This is a genomic window from Niallia sp. (genome assembly GCF_031978665.1).
In the GTDB taxonomy this organism is placed as follows: Bacteria; Bacillota; Bacilli; order Bacillales; family Cytobacillaceae; genus Niallia.
Map to the genome: position 1 here is coordinate 154,413 of NZ_DALZDK010000002.1, position 21,209 is coordinate 175,621.

General features: G+C 35.7%; 18 protein-coding genes and 1 pseudogene. 2 read left to right on the forward strand and 17 right to left on the reverse strand.

Annotation, left to right across the window (positions count from 1 at the left end; genetic code table 11):
* Positions 1-22 precede the first annotated feature (22 nt).
* The 10 genes from RTL21_RS01915 to RTL21_RS01960 form a co-directional block, all read right to left on the reverse strand.
* On the reverse strand, positions 23-1,294 hold the full coding sequence (locus RTL21_RS01915) for a PTS galactitol transporter subunit IIC (protein ID WP_312092762.1): 1,272 nt from the start codon (positions 1,292-1,294) through the stop codon (positions 23-25).
* A 122-nt stretch (positions 1,295-1,416) separates the two neighbouring features.
* Positions 1,417-1,701 (reverse strand): PTS sugar transporter subunit IIB, encoded by a 285-nt coding sequence (locus RTL21_RS01920; protein WP_312092764.1) that lies wholly within the window; start codon positions 1,699-1,701, stop codon positions 1,417-1,419.
* Between the two features lie 80 nt (positions 1,702-1,781).
* Positions 1,782-2,066, reverse strand: a complete 285-nt coding sequence (locus RTL21_RS01925) for a PTS sugar transporter subunit IIB (RefSeq protein WP_312092766.1) — start codon at positions 2,064-2,066, stop codon at positions 1,782-1,784.
* 16 nt (positions 2,067-2,082) lie between these two features.
* Positions 2,083-2,550 (reverse strand): PTS sugar transporter subunit IIA, encoded by a 468-nt coding sequence (locus tag RTL21_RS01930; RefSeq protein ID WP_312092768.1) that lies wholly within the window; start codon positions 2,548-2,550, stop codon positions 2,083-2,085.
* A 27-nt stretch (positions 2,551-2,577) separates the two neighbouring features.
* On the reverse strand, positions 2,578-4,632 hold the full coding sequence (locus RTL21_RS01935; RefSeq protein ID WP_312092770.1) for a BglG family transcription antiterminator: 2,055 nt from the start codon (positions 4,630-4,632) through the stop codon (positions 2,578-2,580).
* A 383-nt stretch (positions 4,633-5,015) separates the two neighbouring features.
* Positions 5,016-7,031, reverse strand: coding sequence for a transketolase (tkt, locus tag RTL21_RS01940; protein ID WP_312092772.1), 2,016 nt, complete (start codon positions 7,029-7,031; stop codon positions 5,016-5,018).
* A 90-nt stretch (positions 7,032-7,121) separates the two neighbouring features.
* Complete coding sequence (locus RTL21_RS01945) at positions 7,122-7,985, reverse strand: 6-phosphofructokinase (RefSeq protein WP_312092773.1); 864 nt, start codon at positions 7,983-7,985, stop codon at positions 7,122-7,124.
* 230 nt (positions 7,986-8,215) lie between these two features.
* On the reverse strand, positions 8,216-8,632 hold the full coding sequence (gene rpiB, locus RTL21_RS01950; protein ID WP_312092775.1) for a ribose 5-phosphate isomerase B: 417 nt from the start codon (positions 8,630-8,632) through the stop codon (positions 8,216-8,218).
* Positions 8,633-8,887: 255 nt separating this feature from the next.
* Positions 8,888-9,727, reverse strand: a complete 840-nt coding sequence (locus RTL21_RS01955) for an aldo/keto reductase (RefSeq protein ID WP_312092777.1) — start codon at positions 9,725-9,727, stop codon at positions 8,888-8,890.
* Entirely contained in the window at positions 9,724-10,920 is a 1,197-nt protein-coding gene (locus RTL21_RS01960; protein WP_312092779.1) for an MFS transporter, read from the reverse strand. The genes RTL21_RS01955 and RTL21_RS01960 overlap by 4 nt, the downstream gene beginning before the upstream one ends.
* 189 nt (positions 10,921-11,109) lie before the next feature.
* Between RTL21_RS01960 and RTL21_RS01965 the strand changes: the two genes are divergently transcribed.
* Positions 11,110-11,472 (forward strand): winged helix-turn-helix transcriptional regulator, encoded by a 363-nt coding sequence (locus RTL21_RS01965; protein ID WP_312092781.1) that lies wholly within the window; start codon positions 11,110-11,112, stop codon positions 11,470-11,472.
* Between the two features lie 51 nt (positions 11,473-11,523).
* Here the strand turns inward: RTL21_RS01965 and RTL21_RS01970 are convergent, their stop codons facing one another.
* Complete coding sequence (locus RTL21_RS01970) at positions 11,524-12,945, reverse strand: S41 family peptidase (protein WP_312092879.1); 1,422 nt, start codon at positions 12,943-12,945, stop codon at positions 11,524-11,526.
* A 140-nt stretch (positions 12,946-13,085) separates the two neighbouring features.
* Here RTL21_RS01970 and RTL21_RS01975 point away from each other — a divergent pair.
* Positions 13,086-13,226: pseudogene (locus RTL21_RS01975) on the forward strand (manganese catalase family protein); the annotation flags it as partial.
* Between the two features lie 39 nt (positions 13,227-13,265).
* On the opposite strand, the gene RTL21_RS01980 reads toward RTL21_RS01975, so the two are convergent.
* From RTL21_RS01980 to RTL21_RS02005, 6 genes are all read right to left on the reverse strand, one after another.
* A complete protein-coding gene (locus RTL21_RS01980) occupies positions 13,266-15,449 on the reverse strand; it encodes a heavy metal translocating P-type ATPase (protein ID WP_312092783.1) in 2,184 nt (727 codons plus the stop codon).
* Positions 15,450-15,698: 249 nt separating this feature from the next.
* Positions 15,699-16,043, reverse strand: a complete 345-nt coding sequence (locus tag RTL21_RS01985; RefSeq protein ID WP_312092785.1) for an ArsR/SmtB family transcription factor — start codon at positions 16,041-16,043, stop codon at positions 15,699-15,701.
* A gap of 250 nt (positions 16,044-16,293) precedes the next feature.
* Complete coding sequence (locus RTL21_RS01990) at positions 16,294-17,685, reverse strand: murein hydrolase activator EnvC family protein (RefSeq protein ID WP_312092787.1); 1,392 nt, start codon at positions 17,683-17,685, stop codon at positions 16,294-16,296.
* 152 nt (positions 17,686-17,837) lie between these two features.
* Positions 17,838-18,731, reverse strand: coding sequence for a permease-like cell division protein FtsX (ftsX, locus tag RTL21_RS01995; protein ID WP_312092881.1), 894 nt, complete (start codon positions 18,729-18,731; stop codon positions 17,838-17,840).
* Positions 18,721-19,407 (reverse strand): cell division ATP-binding protein FtsE, encoded by a 687-nt coding sequence (gene ftsE / locus RTL21_RS02000; RefSeq protein ID WP_312092789.1) that lies wholly within the window; start codon positions 19,405-19,407, stop codon positions 18,721-18,723. The genes ftsX and ftsE overlap by 11 nt, the downstream gene beginning before the upstream one ends.
* Before the next feature lie 652 nt (positions 19,408-20,059).
* A complete protein-coding gene (locus tag RTL21_RS02005) occupies positions 20,060-20,878 on the reverse strand; it encodes a YitT family protein (protein WP_312092791.1) in 819 nt (272 codons plus the stop codon).
* Between the last annotated feature and the right edge of the window lie 331 nt (positions 20,879-21,209).

Consider the following 21,209-nt stretch of genomic DNA (forward strand, 5'->3'; position numbering starts at 1 on the left):
TTTTTAATCATTTAAAGCTGGATTAAAATACACCTTGGAAAAGTTGAGAAACCTTTAATACTAACCAGTTCAGCAAGTTTCCTCCAGTGTCTAAATTGGATACTTGAGTAGCTCCTCCTGGCATTTCAAATGATCCACCTTCAAGCATTTGCGTAAATACAGGTGCAAAATCAGTTGCCATATACAAGGAAAGCGCTATCATAATTGTACCCACAATAACAGAATGGATGATATTTCCTTTTCTAGAACCAACAATGAATGCTACTAAAAACGGAATCGTTGCAAGGTCACCAAAAGGAAGTACTTGGTTTCCTGGAAGAATAACTGCTAGGAATAATGTAATTGGGACTAAAATAAGTGCAGTTGACATAACAGCTGGATGCCCAACAGCTAGTGCCGCATCTAGACCAATATATAATTCTCTACCAGCATAACGTTTTCTCAAGTAATCACGTGCAGCTTCAGAAATTGGTAGTAAACCTTCCATTAAAATCTTAACCATACGTGGTAATAAAAGCATAACTGCTCCCATTGAAATACCAACTTGGAACACATCTCCTACGTTGTATCCAGCTAGAATTCCGATAAGAATCCCTAAGATAAAGCCCATCATCATAGGCTCTCCAAAAATCCCCATTCTTTTTTGAATAACGTCGGGATCTGCTTTAATCTTTTGTAAGCCAGGAATTTTTTCAATTAATAAACCAATTAAAATACCAAGTGGTGCGAATGCTGCTGTTGAAGCAGTTGGGAATGTAATTCCTGGTAATCCATAAAACTTTTCAACCATTGGCTGTGTTTTATCTGCAATAATTAACACAATTACTTCATAAACAACCGCACAAAGGATTGCAAAAATCCAGCTATTTGTTAAAATATAACCAGTTGCACCAGCGGCAATAAAATGCCAGTAATTCCAAATGTCTACATTTAATGTTTTCGTTAATTTTAGGAAAATCATTAATAAGTTTACGCCCAAACAAATCGGTAAAAGGATTGCTGCAACTGGTGATGCCCAAGCACCTGCTGCTGCCGCTGGCCAACCAGCATCAATTACATGTAAGTTCAAACCAAATCTTTCAACCATCGCTTGTGCAGCTGGCCCTAAGCTGCCTGTAAGAACGCCAATAACTAAATTAATACCGACAAATCCAATTCCAATTGTTAAGCCGGAACGAAATGCCTTTTTAAACCCTGTACGAAATATAAGTCCAATAATAAGTATGGCAATTGGTAAGATAACGGTTGGTCCTAAATTAAGGACGTACTGTACTCCATCTAAAAGTTGACTCATTTTGAATCTCCTCTCATCACATTATTTATATTTGTGTATCCTATACACCAAGGAAAGGATAGTAGGCAGGTTCCCCCGCCTCTATTGTCTCAGCTGAGATTTCATTCTTAGATGATTTAAAATTACTTTTTGAAATGATTAATAATTTGCTGATCAATTTGCTCCATGCCGATTCCACTAATATATCCAGTTGCTACAATAGCAGGAATATCATATTGTTTTGGAAGGATTGTCGTTGATACGATTAAATCTGCGTCCCCTTGAAGAGAAGAAACCTCTGCTATTTTGCATTGAACAACTTCTGCATTAAGATTGTTGTCCTTTACCAAATTTTCTACACGGTTACATACTACTGTTGATGTTGCAATACCAGCTCCACAAGCTACAAGAATTTTACCTTTTTTCATTTTAAAAATCTCCCTTCGATTTGTGTATTATCTATATAGAAGCAATTCATTTTTTTCTGTCTAACCCTTTAACATGCACGTTATTTTTTTAAATATCTTAGAATTTCTTTATCTAACTCCTCCATCCCTATTCCACTTATATAAGCGGTTGCACTAAGTGCAGGAATAGAATATTTTGTTGGCAATATGGTACTTGCAACGATTAAATCTGCATTAGACTGTAAACTTGCAACTTCTGCTATTTTGCATTGAACAAGCTCCACTTTTAAATTTTCTCGTTTAACTAATTCTTCTAAATGATCAAGAACCACTGTTGAAGTTGCAATTCCCGCACCACATGCAACTAGTATTGTGCGCCTGTCCAATCTACCTCACCACCTTTCATGAAATGTTAATGCTTTGAAATAATGCTGTTATATCTGATTTGTCTTTCGCATGGATAAGCTTTTCTAAATGATCCTCAACTTGAATAACTTGCATCAATTCTTGTAAAACCTCAATTTGACTATGTGGTTGATTCAAGCCAAGCATCAATACCGCTTGCACCTCAGTTGTTTTCGTATTATCTTCCATTAAATGAAAGGATACTGGTTTTTCTAAGACAGAAACGGCAATAAATTGCTCCACTACATGTTCCGGATCTGTATGAGGGATAGCGATACTATAATTATTGACACTGAGTCCCGTTGGAAAGATTGATTCTCTCTCCTTAATTTTTGGAAGGAATGATTCCTTTACAAGTCCCTGCTCAAATGCCTTCTCATACATTGTATTAAAAAGTTGATCTTGATTTTCTACCTTTAAACCGACGTTAACTAAGCTTTCTTTTATAAATGAAGCAACTGCCATTTTAAACCCCTCCGCTTTCACTTAACTTTAAGCATACTTTTTGATAGTTTCGTATAATTGGTTTGAATCATTGCTATTAGTTAGTTTGCTGATATCTTCTCCATTTTTTGATAAACTCATAAGCTGTCTTAGTGCGTAAAGATGCTTATGCTTATCTGTTGATGCAAGCACTACAATAAAATATACTTTTACATCGTCATTAAAAGGGATACCATCTTCTATTTTTAATAGGCTCATGCCGACTTTATTTACACCGGCTTCAGGACCAGCATGAGGAATTGCAATAACATTTCTTAGTAAAATATGCTGTACCATTGTTGGATACTGTTTCATCATTTCTTCTACATAATTTTCTGTAATATTTCCATTTTTCAACAGCTGATTCGCCGCCATTTGTATTCCATGCTGCCAATCTGCTACACTTTTCACCACTGTAATCATTTCAGGTGTCAGTAAGGATGCTAGCGATAAATCCATTTTTGTCATTCGCTCTTGGGATTCAGTAGCAGTAGTAATAGAAAAATGTTCCTGCAAAGCATTTCTCAAGGAAGCTTTATCTTTTATGGAAGCATATTTCTCAATTTTCCCCATTAATTGCTCAATGTTTATTACATTTGTATTTAAGCCAAATATTTCTCTTAATACTCTTTGTCTAAGCTGGACTTTTTCAAAATCTGTTAATATGCGATTAATGACAAATTGTTTTGTATCCGTTTGCAATGCTACTGGTGAAAAAATAATATCAATTTGATAATTTAATTGTTGAAATTCCCTAATGGATAAAGCCTGATGAAAATAAAATTCAGGAAATAATTCACGTAATGTACTTTCCATTAAGCGTGAAATAGATACGCCATTAGGACAAACAACTACTGCTTTCTTCTTCTTCTGAATGGTTTCTCCTGAGCTAATTAAATGTCCTCCGATAAAGATAGTGATGAACATTAATTCACTTTCTGGTATAGGACATCCTATATATTCCTCTACTGGCGTGATAGAATCCTTTACAATAAAATGAATCGTTTCGAATTCTTCACTTACTTTTTCCATCATCGTGTAATTCGTCGTTAGATTATACTTCATTCGGTAATAAGCGGGCTTCATATGAAGTACTAGTCTTCCAAGTAATGCCGCTTTATCCTTAAATGCAATACACGCTTTAGATTCAAAAGTATGAAGAAATATTTCTAAAGCTTTAGTCAACTCTGGAATTTGATGATCGGTTAAAAACTGTGCTGATAGTATTTTAGATGTCAGCAGCTGTAAGGTCATAAACAGATGTTCTTCTTTCGGAATTTGCTCAATATCTTTAATTAATATCTCAGCAGCAATATATTCTTTCGTATCTGACAAGGAACGATAATCAATATGATAAAAATCTTGAATTACTTTTCCATTTTGTATCCGCTTTAAAATTACTGCTAAAATATATGGTAAAAGATTAATCCGTTCATCAATGAACTGAAGATTTAAACTACTTTCCACTTCATCTAGCCTGTTCTTGATAATAGATAGATTGTCTTTCGATACACTAATAAACTTTTGAATATATACTTCGCCATTATAAATAGATAAGATATTTTCCAATACTTCCACTAATAATTTTCGAACATTCCATTCTTTCCCTTTTAATTCATATCCTTTTAATCTTGAATAATTAACCTCAAGTTCGTATGGCTCAATCATTTGCTGAACATTCTTCATATCCCGGAGGATTGTATTTTTACTAACCCCTAATGCACTAGTAAAATGAAGTAAGGAAATTTCTTCTTCGCTACTAATAATATACAATAGAATAAATTGAGCTCTTTCTGTTTCAGATGGAATATAATGCTTATCTGCTTGTTCATCTGTCTTTTCAGCAAATAATTCCATGATGACTGGACTAATGATGAATTTTCCACCGTTGGTTCTTTTTATAGCAGGATAATTATTTGATTCTAGCCAGTCATTGATTTTCTGAAAACTATAACTAACTTGTCTTCGGGATAGCTGAAATTTTTTCTCTAGCTTTATGTTAGAGGTATCAGGATTACTCAATACTTCCTTTAATAAAATATTACTTCTTTCATCAAGGTACATTATCTATCACCTCTTAACTTGATTTTATTGTAGCATGAATGAAATCATTATTGTATTCGCTTTCATTTCCATAACTAGTTTGTGAATTGTGTCACTAAGTGATTAACTTGCACAAAGTGCCTGCAAATTTTGCTATAGTGAAGTGAAGGACTATTTGCCAATATTGATTTATTCGCATTCATTCAGCAATTAAATATATCCCTTATTTTTACTATAATTATCTACTTTTTGCTACAAAAACTATCAATAAAGTTGACAGCTACTTATATGACAATTTTTATTTAATTGTTATTTCACAACAATTTCTAAAATCTTCCTTATACAAAAAAGAAGCTAATAACCATATTTCATGGTCATTAGCTTCTGAATGTTAGTTTAGTTCATTATTTTGTTTTTGAGATAGAAGATTTTACTTTCGCTACTACATTTTCCACTGTGAATCCGTACTCTTCGAAAAGTTTATCGGCAGGTGCAGATGCTCCGAAATGATCAATCGTGATATGCTCCCCTTTAGAGCCGATATATTCTCTCCAGCCAAGAGAAGAACCAGCTTCAATACCAACACGTGCTTGAACACTTTCTGGTAATACGCTCTCTTTATACTCAGCTGATTGTTTTTCAAAACGATCCCAGCTTGGCATACTTACAACATTTACAGAAATTCCTTCTTCTGCTAATGCTGCTTGTGCTTTCATTGCAAGGGATACTTCTGAACCAGATGCTAAGATTAAAGCTTGAGCTGCTTCTTTACCAGTTGAAACTGTGTAAGCACCTTTTTTCACGCCTTCGTATGCTTCAGCCTTTGTTAAATCTAATGTTGGCAAGTTTTGTCGTGTCAATACAAGCGCTGTTGGTGTATCTGTGCTTTCTACAGCAAGTTGCCATGCAGCAGCTGTTTCTTTTGCATCTGCTGGACGAATGATAGAAAGTCCTGGCATTGCACGTAATGAAGCAAGTTGTTCAACTGGTTCATGTGTTGGACCATCTTCTCCAACTGCGATACTGTCATGTGTGAATACATAAGTCACAGGCAATTTCATTAATGCTGCTAAGCGGATTGCTGGACGTAAATAATCAGAGAATACGAAGAATGTTGCTCCGAATACTTTCACTCCACCATGTAGTGCTAAACCGTTTAACGCTGCACCCATTGCGAATTCACGTACACCAAACCATATATTTCTACCAGCGTAACCGTCGATTGCAAAGTTTTTCTCAGCAGTCATTAATGTTTTGTTTGAACCAGCAAGGTCTGCAGAACCACCGAAGAATGCAGGCACAGCACTAGCAATTGCTTGAATTGTTTTACCAGAAGAATCTCTTGTAGCCATTGCATCCCCAGCATTAAATTCAGGAAGACTTTCTTGTAAATCAGCTGGTAGCTCTCCTTTGATTGCTGTTTCTAGTTGAGCTGCTAATTCTGGATGAGCTGCTTTATAGCCTTCATATAACTCATTCCAAGCTTGTTCTTTGTCTGCTCCCTCTTGCGCTAATGCTGCATAGTGCTCAGAAACTTCTGTTGGAACATGGAATGCTTCTTCGTAAGACCAACCATACGTTTGTTTCGCTAATTGTGTTTCGGAAACTCCTAGTGGTGCACCGTGTGATGCAGATTTTCCACCTTTATTTGGAGAACCGTAACCAATAACTGTTTTCACTTCGATTAATGTTGGTACATCTGATTTTTTCGCTTGTGCAATAGCTGCTTGAATTTCTGTTAAGTCATTGCCATCTTCTACTCGAATTACTTCCCAACCGTATGCTTCAAAACGTTTTTGAACACTTTCAGAGAAAGATAGATGTAAATCACCATCTAGGGAAATATCATTGGAATCATATAATACTACTAATCTTCCTAATTTTAAGTGACCTGCAAGCGATGCTGCCTCTGCAGATACACCCTCCATTAAATCGCCATCTCCACAGATGCTATAAGTAAAGTGGTCAACCACTGGATAATTCTCTTTATTATATGTTTCTGCTAAATGTCTTTCTGCCATTGCCATCCCAACTGCCATTGCAATACCTTGTCCTAGTGGACCAGTTGTAGCTTCAACACCTGGTGTATGACCGAACTCTGGATGACCTGGAGTTTTGCTTCCCCATTGACGGAAGTTCTTTAAGTCATCGATTGTTACGCCATAATTGAATAGATGTAACAAGCTGTATAATAGCATAGAACCATGACCTGCAGATAGTACAAAACGGTCACGATTAAACCAGTTAGGGTTAGCTGGATTATGATTCATTTCTTTTGCCCATAGTGTATATGCCATTGGAGCTGCGCCCATTGGCATTCCTGGGTGACCTGAATTTGATTTTTCAATTGCATCGATTGATAAAGTACGAATCGTATTGATAGCCAATTGTTCGATATTTGTTTTTACTTGATTACTCATTTTCCTCATCCTTTTTTATTTATTTAATGCTAGACGAATGCTAATTTAAGTACAGAAAGCAAGATCATTATTTAGCATTTCGCATAACTTTTATTTAAATTGAATTCCGTCTTTTTGAACGGCAAGCTCACCTGTTAAACAATTATTTTTTATCCATCTTAATATTTCATCCGCTAGTTCATTTGCAAGGATTCGATCGATAGCTGTCGGATTTGTTCCCATACAAAGTGCTTCATTAATTTCTGTATATTTCCAATCTACATCAAGCTTGCTGATTACAGAATCTTGGATTACTTCTTTTAATGCTTCGCTGTAGATTAAGACACTAGATGTTTTTGTATATGTATAGCTCTTAGTTATTGCGTCACATAAAGCGGTAATTTCTTCTTCCTCGTAATCAACTGCTAAATAGTTCCCATCCACCGCAAGCGAAATATCCTGCAGCATATTTGTTGAAGCATTCCCCTCAATTGAAAAGCCAAATAATCTTGGTTTATCATATTTTAAAGATTGGATGGTATCCTGAACCTTTAACACATTCTGAGTAATACTGTTAAGTGCTGTATCATACCCTAAAGTCCAATCATTTCCTCTAATATTATTAGAAATGGAAACTGGAACAAATAATGTACGAATGGCTTTTTTCGTTGCAATAGAAGTTTGCCATAATTCTTTTGCATCCGCATCACCAATTACAACTGTCATATCCACTGGAGCAAATGCTTGATCCCACTGATAATCTGATGGTGTAGCGCTTACCTTTAAGATAGAATGGCTTAAATATGGTGCATCACTAATCTCTTTCAACTCTGTATAAGTGATTTCACCGGACTCTCTGTCTATTTCAAGTCCTACTAGTTGATGCGTAGGAGATAAATCCTCATATAAACGATGAAGAATTTGTTTTACTCCTGAAGGCAAACAACCTAACACAATCACTCCAACCTTCAACACCTTACCCCCTAACCTGAACTATAAATAACTAAATGGCAATAATAAAAATATACAGAAAAAAATGCACATATCATTTGAAGAAAAATTATTTTTCTACTTTTTCATCTCAATGATATTTTTTTCCAAACTCATTATACCATACAACTTCCCAAGAATAAACCATACATATTTAGTATAACCTATTAATGGTACGTACAAGTTATAATATGTTTCATTTAATAAATTTGATGCTAATGGGTCCTATTCGCATGTCTACCACCTAGAAATTCTGCATTTAACCACGTATCGACAATTAAGCATGCCAATCCTTCACCAGTAACTCTTTCGCCTAAACAAAGGATATTACTATCATTATGTTCCTTTGTTGCTTTAGCAGAGAATACATCGCCGACAACCGCTGCACGTATGCCAGTGATTTTATTGGCAGCAATACTCATGCCAATTCCTGTTCCACAACACAAAATTCCTAATTGATTCTCTCCATTAACGATGCTTGTGCCAACCATTTTTGCGTAATCTGGAAAATCAACACTCTCTCTACTATGAGACCCAAAATCTACTACTTCTACATCAGTTTTAAGTAGATGTGCTTTTACTGTTTCTTTGAGCTGATATCCGCCATGATCACTAGCTATTGCTATTTTCATAAGCTCATCCTTCCTAGTTAAGATGCTTGTTTTTCAGATGTATTCTAACATAAAAGCAAGAATTTGTATTCGGTTTCAGATAAATTTTATAATTTTTTATATTTCGATATACTTATCCATTTATTGTTGATATGAAGATCAAAGAGGAATGGAGTCTTTCTCCATTCCCCTTTTACTCTTGCATTTTAAATAAATGAACATCGAAAAAAATGCAATTTTCCCCCTATGTTCATTTAGCGTAATAGAATATTTCGATTAAAAATCAAAATTATCTGGATCTGGACCAACTCGTTGATCCATGTTCAATGCATCAATTGTATCCATTTCTTCTTTTGTTAACATGAAATCAAAGACATTCCCGTTTTCGATAATACGATGTTCTTTCACGGATTTTGGAATGGTTACAATTTCATTTTGCAGATCCCAGCGTATAATAACTTGAGCAACTGATTTTTGATATTTCGATGCAATTTCCACTAATTCGGGTTGATTTAATAGTTGACCTTGCATTAATGGAGACCATGCTTCGACTTGAATTCCCTTCTCCTTGCAATAAGCAATTAATCCCTTTTGTGTTAGTCTTGGATGCAATTCGATTTGATTAATCATTGGTTTTATTTCTGCATCTTTCATTAATTCCTCTAAATGATGAATTTGAAAATTACTTACACCGATTGCCTTTACTTTTCCTGCTTTATATAGAGTTTCTAACGCTCTCCATGCTTCTTTATACTTTCCTTCTTTTGGCCAATGAATAAGATATAAATCTAAATAATTAAGCCCTATTTTTTCTAAGCTTACTTCATAAGCTTTTAGTGTTTCTTCATAGCCTAAATCCTCTGTCCATACCTTTGAAGTAATAAATAAATCTTCTCGTGTAATTCCTGCTTCCTCTATTCCCTTTTTAATACCCTCGCCAACACCAGATTCATTCGCATAAATGGCAGCTGTGTCAATGCTGCGATAGCCAGTTTTAATAGCAGAGCTTATAGCTTCTACAAGAACTTGGCCTTCTTCAACCTTAAATACACCTAATCCTAACCAAGGCATTTTTATTCCATTTGATAGTTTAATAGTATCTTGTAAGTTTTTCATCGTGATAAAACTCCTTCTTCTAATGAATTTTTTTCTAAAACTAAACTAAAACCAGTAAGGAAGATGGCAGCAATAACCATTAATCCACCCACCCAAGAAGTATGGATTAATCCAAGTGAATTAGTTACAATTCCTCCCAAATAGGAGCCGATAGCAATTCCTGCATTAAAGGCAGCAATATTAACAGCTGATGCAACATCTACTGCACTAGGTACATAGCGTTCTGCTAACATCACTACATACACCTGTAAGCCCGGAACATTCATAAAAGCCAATAATCCCATAAAAAGGATACTTATTAAGCCAATGGCCTTAAATGGAAGCGTAAAGGATAAGACAAACAGTACAATAGCTTGGATGATAAACATGTAAAATAACGCTTGAAGCGGATTTTTGTTGGATAACTTGCCCCCAATCATATTTCCAATAGCGATCGCAACTCCATACAATAATAAAATTCCTGCGACTGTATTTTGTTTAAACCCTGTTACTTCATGTAATAAAGGGGAAAGATAGGTGAAAACAACAAATGTTCCTCCATATCCTAATGCCGTAATTAGAAACAGCATTAAAAGACGTCCATTTGTGACTAAACGCAACTGGTCTTTAAATGTCGCTCGGCCTCCCTTAGATAAATTACCTGGCACAAGCACGCTATTTGCGATAAAGGCGATGATACCAATAATAACGATTGTGATAAATGCTAATCTCCATCCAAAATGTTGTCCGATGAATGTTCCAAATGGAACTCCCGTTACTGTTGCAACGGTTAATCCAGAGAACATGATAGAGATAGCACTTGCTCTTTTTTCTTTTGCTACTAGATCCGCTGCAATGGTAGAACCAATGGACATAAATATTCCGTGAGCGAAGGCTGATACAATACGTGCAATAAGTAAAATAGTAATGTTTGGAGCAAATGCAGCCATACTATTGCCAATAATAAAAACAATCATAATCCACAATAATAAAGATTTCCGAGAAAAATTTGCGGTAATTGCTGTCAAAACTGGTGCCCCAATTGTGACACCTAGTGCATAGATAGAAACAGTTAACCCCGCTGTTGTAATCCCTACATGAAAATCTTCAGAAATTAAAGGGAGTAAACCAACACTTATGAATTCAGTTGTCCCAATTGCAAAAGCACTAATAGCTAATGCAATTAAAGCGAAAGTATTCTTTTTTTGCTTCACTTTCCTTTTCCTCCTATAAATTTTATCGATAACCACTAGTGGTAACTTTTTGATCATCTTGCATTTTAACCGGTAAGTGTTATTATGAATCATATAATCCATATAGAAAAGTACGCACTTTTTTGTAATGTAGGAACCAAAAAGTTATATAGGTACAAAAAAGTTCCTATAAGATAGATGGAGGATATAATGGAAAATAAAAAATATAATATATCTGTTGAAGCGACTTTAGAAGTAATTGGAGGAAAATGGAAGTGTGTGATTTTGTGTCACTTAACACATGGCAAAAAAAGAACGAGCGAGCTAAAACGATTAATGCCGAATATTACGCAGAAAATGCTCACACAACAATTAAGAGAATTAGAAGAGGATGGCGTAATTAATCGGATAATCTATCAACAAATTCCACCAAAGGTAGAATATGAATTAAGCGACTATGGGAGAAGTCTAGAGCCTATTTTAAATGCTCTTTGTAATTGGGGAGAAACGCATATCACCAAAATTTACGGGGATAAAAGCTTAGTGTTGGAAGATAGTGTGTTAAATAAATAAGAAAAAAAAATCTCCTACAATGTGAAATAGGAGATTTTTTCTTGTTGATTTTTAATGAACCAAATATCGTATAGCAGTTTGTAATTGGATATCATTTTCTTCCTTCTGTTTTTCTTTTCTAACTGCTTCTTCCATCTTCGCAGCCATTTTTGTATCAATTATTCCCGTTACCTCAAGCGCATTTTTTTCTTGAAATGCTCTGACAGCAACTTCTGTTTGCGGGCTATAATAGCCATCTTGTCTATCCGTTGTAAACCCTAAGCTCGTCAGAATTTCTTGTGCATATTTGACTTGTTCATCATTATCTTCTAGCTTTAATGAATCTACAATTTGCAAAGGATGTGTATGATACAAATCCGTTTGCTTTACTTCAATAGTAGGCTTTATTCCTTGTTTATGAATCCAATTCCCATCAGGGGTTAGCCATTTTGAAACAGTTAATTTAATTTCGCTTCCATCATCCATATCAATTGGCTGCTGGACTGTCCCTTTCCCGAATGAATTCTCGCCAATTAGCGGATAATCTGCTCCCTCATTCAATGCAGCAGCTAAAATTTCTGATGCAGAAGCACTTCCATTATCAATCAACACGACGACTGGATATTCTTTTTCCTTCGATAAATCGGAATAAAACTGTTCCCGATCGCCATTTCGATTCTCTATTTGTACATATGGTTTACTGTCTGTTAAAAAATGCTCTGCAATTGCATTCACACTAGTTAGTAATCCACCTGGATTACCGCGGACATCCAAGATAAGGCCAGATATTCCGTTTTTCTCTAAACTACCCAACGCTTTGTCAAACTCACTTGCTGTATCTTTAGAGAAAGAAGTAATTTCGATATAGCCTATCTTTTCACCACCATCTTTTTTAATATCTGAATAAACCGTAACTTGGGGAACTTCGTCTCGAACAATCTTTACCTTTAACGACTTATCTACCGTTGTTCGTTTAATCTCTATTTCCACCTTCGTCCCTTTTTCCCCTCTAATCTTGCCGATTACATCGTTTAAGTCCTTACCTTCGACGCTTTCCCCATCTACTGAAATAATTTGATCCTGCGGTTTAATGCCCGCTTTTTCTGCGGGAGATCCTTTAATTGGGGAAACAATAATCATTTTGTCTTCTTCTATACTAATTTCCGCTCCGATTCCTTCAAATGAAGAATCTAATGCCTGTTCAAATTGCTTTGCCGCCTCTTGATCCATATATACGGAATATGGGTCCTCCAATGTAGCCAGCATCCCCCTTATCGCCCCGTCCTCTAGCTTCTGCTTGTCTACATTTTCTACATAATTCTGGAGAATTAACTGATAGGCTTTATCTAGTTTATAAAGAGAATTCGTCTCCATTGTTTGATCAATTGAATGTTCCTCCTGTCTTTTTTCTAAAACAGTCATTCCCATATATGTCATTCCTGACCCCACTAGTAAGGAGCCTGCCATGTAAACAGCCAGCATTTTTCGATTCATTTCAACCGTCCCTTCTTCCACATGCGATTGTATAATAGATACTTTCATGTATATGATGGGCTCGTACAACTTATGATTGATTCTGTCTTTTAATCCAATGGACACGAACCGAAAAGGGGCAAATCTATGCAATAGGGGGAGGTAGATGGGCATCTGGACCGAGCATGGATGGCATGGGAACTTTTCAATATGTAAAAGATGTTCCTCCATTTGGCCCAGCTCCAAAATTGAAACCAGCCCCTCCTGCCGTGCATGCTCACCCCCCCCCTAATGTTCAATAAGTGCTTATAAAAAAAAACGATGCTTTCGCACCGTTTTTTTCATTCTAGCCCTCTTACCTGCAATACCCGCATTGCATTTAAAACAGCAAGTAGAGTAACACCAACATCGGAGAAAACAGCTTCCCACATAGTCGCAATTCCAAAGGCTCCTAGCAGTAAAAAGAGTACTTTTATGCCTAAGGCGAAAATAATATTCTGCCACACAATTCGTCTTGTGCGCTTTGCAATAGATAGAGCCGTTGCTATCTTAGAAGGTTCATCTGTCATAATCACGATGTCAGCTGCCTCAATCGCTGCATCTGCACCTAACCCGCCCATCGCCATTCCAACATCCGCTCTTGCTAAAACAGGTGTATCATTTATGCCGTCTCCAACAAAGAGAATTTTTTCTTTTGCCTGTTTTTGTTCACCAAGTTTCTCTATTTTCTCTACTTTGTGTTGAGGCAATAATTCTGCATGTACTTCATCTATTTGTAAAAGAGAGCCAATCTTGTCGCCAACCTTTTTAGAGTCACCTGTTAATATTACCGTTTTTCTAATCCCTTGTTCTTTTATAAGTTGAATTGCTTTCTTTGCATCTTCTTTTATCTGATCAGAAATAGCAATAGAACCAATGAATGTTTGATTTACTGCCACATAAATAACAGTCCCAACATCTTCATTTGGTAAGTAGTTTATTTTTTCTTTATTCATTAATTTTTGATTACCCGCTAGCACTTTTTTTCCATCAAGCTTCACTATAATTCCATGACCGGATAATTCCTGATATTCCTCGATGCGTTCCTCCAATACTTTCCCAGGAAATGCCTTTCTTATGGAATTTGCAATTGGATGATTGGAATGCACTTCTGCATAAGCAGCATATTCAAGAACATCTTCTTCTGAATATCCAAGAGCCGCATGAATGGAATCTACTTCAAATACACCTTTTGTCAACGTACCTGTTTTATCAAAAACAACATATTTAATGTCGTTTAAAGCTTCTAAATAATTACTTCCCTTTACTAATATTCCTTTTTTCGACGCTGCGCCTATTCCTCCAAAGAAGCCTAACGGGATGGAGACTACAAGGGCACATGGGCAAGAAATGACAAGGAATACAAGAGCTCGGTATAACCAGTCTGAGAATGTTGCCTCACTTATTATCAGCGGTGGCAAGATAGCTAATAAAGCAGCGGCAATTACTACTGCTGGTGTATAATATCTAGCAAATTTCGTAATAAAATTTTCAGTAGGAGCTTTTTTGCTACTTGCATTTTGGACAAGCTCTAATATTTTTGTTACTGTTGATTCGCCGAAATTCTTTGTTACCTCAATTGTTAATACACCATGATTATTAATGAATCCACTGAGTACTTCATTTCCGATTTCGATATCACGAGGAATGGATTCTCCCGTTAATGCCGAAGTATCAACAGAGGAACTTCCTTCTATTACCTGTCCATCAAGAGGAATTTTTTCTCCCGGCTTGATGAGAATAATGTCTCCAATTTTTACTTGCTCGGGACTAATTTTTTTAAATTGATCTCCTTCCTTTACATTTGCGTAATCGGGGCGAATATCCATTAAACTTGTAATTGATTTTCTAGAACGATTCACCGCAATTCCCTGAAATAACTCCCCTATTTGATAGAAGAGCATGACTGCTACTCCTTCAGGATATTCTTGAATTGCAAATGCTCCCAATGTAGCAATCGCCATAAGAAAATGCTCATCAAATACTTGCCCGCGTAAAATATTTTTTATAGCTCTATATAAAATTTCTCCTCCAACAATTAAATAGGCCACAAAGAAAAGGGCAAATTCCATCATTCCAGTGAAAGGAGCTAAGAATCCAACTACAGCAACAATCATTCCGGCTACTAATCTTCCAATTAATTTCCTTGTATTTTCCGCTCCATGATCGTGAGTATGACCATTTATTTCATGATCATGTTCATTGTGATGTGCATGATGTGGGAGGGAAGCTATAGTACTGTTTCTTTTTTCCACCATTTTCACATGCGGCTCTAGTCTTGTAATTGTTTTTTCTGCTTTTGCTAAAATGCTTTCTTTCTCGGTTTCCGTTAACTGTATTCTTAACGTTTGAGTTGCAAAATTAACATTACATTCACTCACTCCATTAATGGAGGCAATTCCATTTTCGATTTTCATCGCACAATTAGCACAATCCAAGCCTTCTAGTGTAAATTCTTTTTTCAGTAGCCTCTTCTCTTCCCCCATCTTATCCCTACTTTCATTTTATTATCTATTATTCAATGGATTTACTTGACCATGTTAACATATGAACATATACTCATATTAATATTATATGAATAGTCTTATAAAAGTGTCAATCCATATTCTAATTTTTCGCAAAAAAAGAACAGTTATGCATTTGATAACTGTTCTTTTTGTTACAGTTTATTTGGTTGGAATAATGTTTGCCTTGATTTTCACTTTCAAATATCCTAAATCGTAATTTGTTTCTTGTCAATGATGTCTTGCATGGTCAATCATTTGCTTTAATACGTCCATCACGTGTTGGTCATCACAGGAATAAATCATTGTTGTTCCTTCTCGCTTATATTTTACTAAGCGTAAATTCTTTAAAAACCTAAGCTGATGCGATACGGTTGATTGGAGCATGTTCAGACTTTCTGCAATTTCATTTACGGAATGCTGTTTTTTGGATAATAAATGAAGGATTTTTATCCTTGTAGGGTCAGAAAGTGCTTTGAACGTTTGAGAAACAATAAATAGTGTTTCTTCATCCAATTCAAGCTTATTTTTATCAATTGGATCCATTGATTCATTTTTATCATTCAATTCGCTCATCTATATTCTTACCCCTTTATTATTACAAACCTTTCCATCTATTATAGCATACAAATTATCGCTTTCAGTAGCAACTCGATTTTCTGCCTGTATCCTGTCTTTCACAACAAAATAAGGGCGTTCATTTACTTAAAATGAACGCCCTCAACTCGGGTTTAAGAGAAAAGAGAGAGTTTCCAGTAAACGATCATACTTATCGTTTTATGTTTAGCTCTCTTTATTTCGGATAAACTATTACTATCAGATTCTATTACAATGGAACAATACCGACTGGGTTTATAGCATTTGATTTTGCTTGATTCCAAGGTCCTTTATGCAATTCAAAATGCAAATGCTGCCCAGTAGAATCACCAGTGTTACCCATTGTACCAATTTGTTGTCCTTTTGAAACAACATCTCCAGCATTTACTAAACGGCTACCATCTCTCATATGTGCATAGACCGTCGTATATTGTTGTCCATCAATGTAATGACTAATAAAAATAACTTGTCCATAACTACTTGAAAGATAAGATCTGATTACAACACCATCTGCAGCCGCGTAAATTGGCACAGCTCCAGTGGCTGCAATATCTACACCTGCATGGAAAGTACCCCAGCGATGCCCAAGCCCTGAAGATAAATAGCCTGATCCTGCTGGACGGGTAAAGTTACCGGATGATACAGAAGTGGATGGCTTAGAAACACTTTGGGAAGAACTTCCGCTAGATGAACTAGTTGAAGTAGTTGTATTCGAACTAGATTTAGCGTTTGATGATTTTTGCGCAGCAGCTTTTTCAGCAGCAGCCTTTGCTTCTGCTTCTTTTCGCTGTTTTTCTGCTTCTGCTGCTTGTCTTGCTAGCTCAGCTTGTCTTTCCTGTTCTAATTGTATCGCTTTTTCCATTGCTACCTGTTGATCTTTAAGTAGCTGTTCTTCCTCTTCTAAGGAAAGCATTTCAGCGTGTACGTGTTGTTCTTCTTCATTCAACTGGGCCATTAATTTATCTTTTTCTTTTTTCTCTGAATTCAACTGAGAATTAAGTGATTCAAGATCAGCAAGCATCGTTTCAAGTGAGCTTAATTTCGACTTTAGCTCAGCTTGGGATTGTTCCAATAACTTTTTATCCGCTTCTTGCTCTTTAATTATCGTTTGATCTGCTTCGACGATTGTCGCAACAGCACCCACTCTATCAATAAAATCACTGAAGCTTTGTGACCCCATTAACACATCCAGGTAATTAACCATTCCACCTGTTTGCTGATAAGATCTTGCACGATCCTTCAATAATTCATTTCGTTTTTCGATTCTTTCTGTCACTTCTTTAATCTGCTTTTCTAATTTCTCTACTTCTTCTTTCGTAGTAGCGATCTGTTCTTTTTTCTCAGTAATTTTCACTTGTGTACTTGAGATAGAAGTATTTAATCTTTCAATCTCTGTTTCTACTGAATCTTGCTCTGAATGAATATCACTTAATTTATTACTAGAATCATCTAGTTTTGACTTTACGTTATTTTGCTTATTCTCAATATCACTTTTTTCCTTATTCAACTCACTAAGTGAACTTTGGGCATATGCTGGTGATGTAGTAGAGGCTGTATAAGCTACCATACTGCTTATACTTAATGCAGATACAAGTGTTAATTTTGCTACTTTCTTTTTCATCTAGTAGATGCTCCTTCCCCGAATACCAATAAGTAAACTTGGTAAATTGTTGCTTTCTCTCTGTTTTTTTTCAAATAGAATAGCTTGAAGCACTATAATTCTCGTTCTCCAAGCTATTGACCATAAGACTAATTTTTTTATCGACGACTAACCTACACTTTTAAAAACTTGCGAATACTCATAACAGAACCCCAAATTCCAATTACAGCTCCCATTAGAAGAAGTAGTCCACCAACTTGGAATACAAATGGAGTGAAATCTAAAATATGAATATAACTTCCTGCTAGCTTCGCAATTAAAAACTGATACGAATAGTAATAAATTGCGCTAACCGCAGCTATCGGAATAATCGATCCAATTATCCCTAGCCACATGCCTTCTAAGAAAAATGGCCAGCGGATAAACCAATTCGTAGCACCTACTAAACGCATGATTTCAATTTCTTTTCTTCTTGCTACAATTGTAATTTTAATTGTATTGGAAATAAGGAACATTGCTGTAAATAGCAATCCAATGATAAGCACAATCCCTACATTTCTACTCATATCAATCGCACTAAAAAGCTTTTCTACCGTTCCTTGTCCATACCTTACCTTTGCAGTATGATCAAATTTCTCAATCTTATCTACAACAGCTAGAGTATCTTGCGGTTCCTTCGTCTTTACGACAAAAACATCATTTAACGGATTATCCTGTTCGAAGAGCTTAAATGCATCTCCATCTTCCCCAAGACTACTAATTAAATTATCTAATTCTTCTCCTTTAGGAGAAAAAGTAACACTCCCCACTTCTGGAAGTGCCTTTATTTCTTTTTCCAAGGCGTTCCGTTCTTCTTTTGTTGCTGCTACATCAATATGCACTCTAATCTCAACGTTTTCTTCAATGGAAGTCGCTACATGATTTAAATTCATCATAATAACGAAAAATACACCAACAAGGATCAATGTGATGGTTACCGCACTGACAGAAGCAAATGTCATCCAACCGTTACGAAAAAGGCTTTTAAAACTTTCTCTTGTATGTCTAGCTACTGTTCTAGCCTTCATATCCGTATTCACCTCTTGTTTCATCACGTACAATTCTGCCGCCTTCAATGGCGATAACGCGATGCTTAATCGTATTTACGATTTCACGGTTATGTGTTGCCATTACAATCGTTGTACCTCTATTATTTATAGTCTCAAAAATATTCATGATTTCCCACGACGTCTCAGGATCCAAATTCCCTGTCGGTTCATCAGCAATTACTAGTTTAGGGGAATTGACAATCGACCGCGCGAGCGATACACGTTGTTGCTCTCCTCCTGATAATTCAGTTGGAAGCATCTTTGCTTTATGCTTTAATCCAACTAATTCTAATGTTTCCATGACTTTTTTCTTTATATATTTAGGATTTTCTTCAATTACCTCTAATGCAAAGGCAACATTTTCAAAAACAGTTAACGTAGGAAGAAGCTTAAAATCTTGAAAGACAACTCCCATATTTCTTCTTAACAATGGAACTTTTTTATCTTTTAATTTTTCTAAGTTGATGCCGTTAATTCGAATACTTCCTTGTGTAGGCTTTTCCTCGCGATACATCATTTTAATAAAGGTAGACTTACCTGCGCCACTCGGTCCTACAACATAGACAAATTCACCCTGATTAATTCTAACATTTATCCCGTTAGCGGCTATTACGCCGTTAGCATACTTCTTCATTACATTCTTCATTTCTATCATCTATTATCACACCTGAATTATTTTTTGTATGGATTATGGAAAAAGCGAAGAAGGTGCATTTGAGTTTGAAAGCATAAACGAATCACAGAAGAGTTATTTGGAAGTGATTGGTTCATGAATTTATCCTCTGGCAATAAGTTTAATTTTTCTAACCTATTCCTTCTACTGTCCATATGATTCAAAAACCAAAATTCGACAACTTTCAACCGACTAAAAGTGACAATCTGTCATCATTCACAGGCTGTCCCCCTGACTTACTTTAGCTATTATATCATCATAATACGGCAAATTAATGTAAAAAATTATTACATTTTCTTTTCAAACATAACATATAGTACTATTGATTTCATCATACGCCAACATCCCCTAATAATATAGTACTACAAATCGACCGAATTCCCCTTTTTTTTCATCATTTTTTATAATAAATAGTATTATATGCCTAATCCCTCAAATTATTATTGGAATTATTTACATAATAGAGAGCTTTTATTCGTTGGACACAAAAAATTCACATAATTAGAAGGCTCTCTAAAAAGAAAATTCGACAAATATAGTTGTATAAAAAAGAGAATATCCTTTTTAGCATGGATTGATTCTATTTAAAAATAAATGAATCCTCTCTAAAAGATACTCTCTTGTAAAAATCTATTTATTTAAACCCTCTACCTAACACCTCTGAAGCGTCTGTTACCACAACAAATGCCGCTTCATCAATTGATTTCACCAACTGCTTTAGCTTCATAAATTGCGACTGATCTACCACACACATTAAAATCGGCCTTTCAGAATCAGTATAGCCACCATGTGCAGTTAATTTAGTTACACCACGATCAATTTTATTTAAGATTCCTTCCCGTACCTCATCTTGTTTATCAGTAATAATAAGAGCCATTTTCGAGCTGCCAAAGCCAACTTGGACAAGGTCGATAGTTTTGCTTGTTACAAATAATGCAATCAACGCATATAATCCTTGCTCGATACTAAACACGATAGAAGCGGTAATAACAATAACCCCATCAATTAAAGCCACACATTTCCCTAATGAAATCCCTGTATATTTGTTTATAATCTGTGCAGCTAAATCGGTTCCACCAGTAGATGCTTTTCCTCTAAACACAATGCCAATTCCAAGCCCAATACAAATCCCGCCATAAAGTGCGGCTAGTAATGGTTCATTTGTCCATGGCTCCAATCCTCTTGAAAGATAGACAACAAATGGTAGAAACACAGTGCCTACTAACGTTTTTGCTCCAAAGTTTTTTCCCAATAATAGAACACCTAATATAAATAACGGAATATTAAATGCCCATTGTACATAAGCTGGTTCCCATTGAAACATCGCCTTTGTAATCGTGCTTATCCCACTTACTCCCCCAGATGCAATATTATTAGGCAATAAAAACAAATTAAATGCCAAAGCGACAATTGCCGACCCGATTAGCACGTATATATATTCGCGTACTTTCATTTCTTTTACACCCCTGTTTTCCTGTCAGTTTCTGTCACATTCCTTTGGCGTTCTTCTTCGACAATCTTTTTTTATTATGCAATAATCACAAAGAGCGTACTCAAAAATATGACATTATTTTCATATTCAGCAATTTTTTTATAGAAAAATCCAAACGAAAGAGAGGAATAGATTCACATTCCCCACATTTTTAGATGTATAATTCCATAAAATATGAACTTGATTCTTCCCAAGCAGAGAGTATATCATCTATTAATTGAAGTGTAAATGGTGGCAAATTAGCGTGGTAAAGCGGTGAAACAGCAGTTTTTGACCTCACAAAAAATTGCGA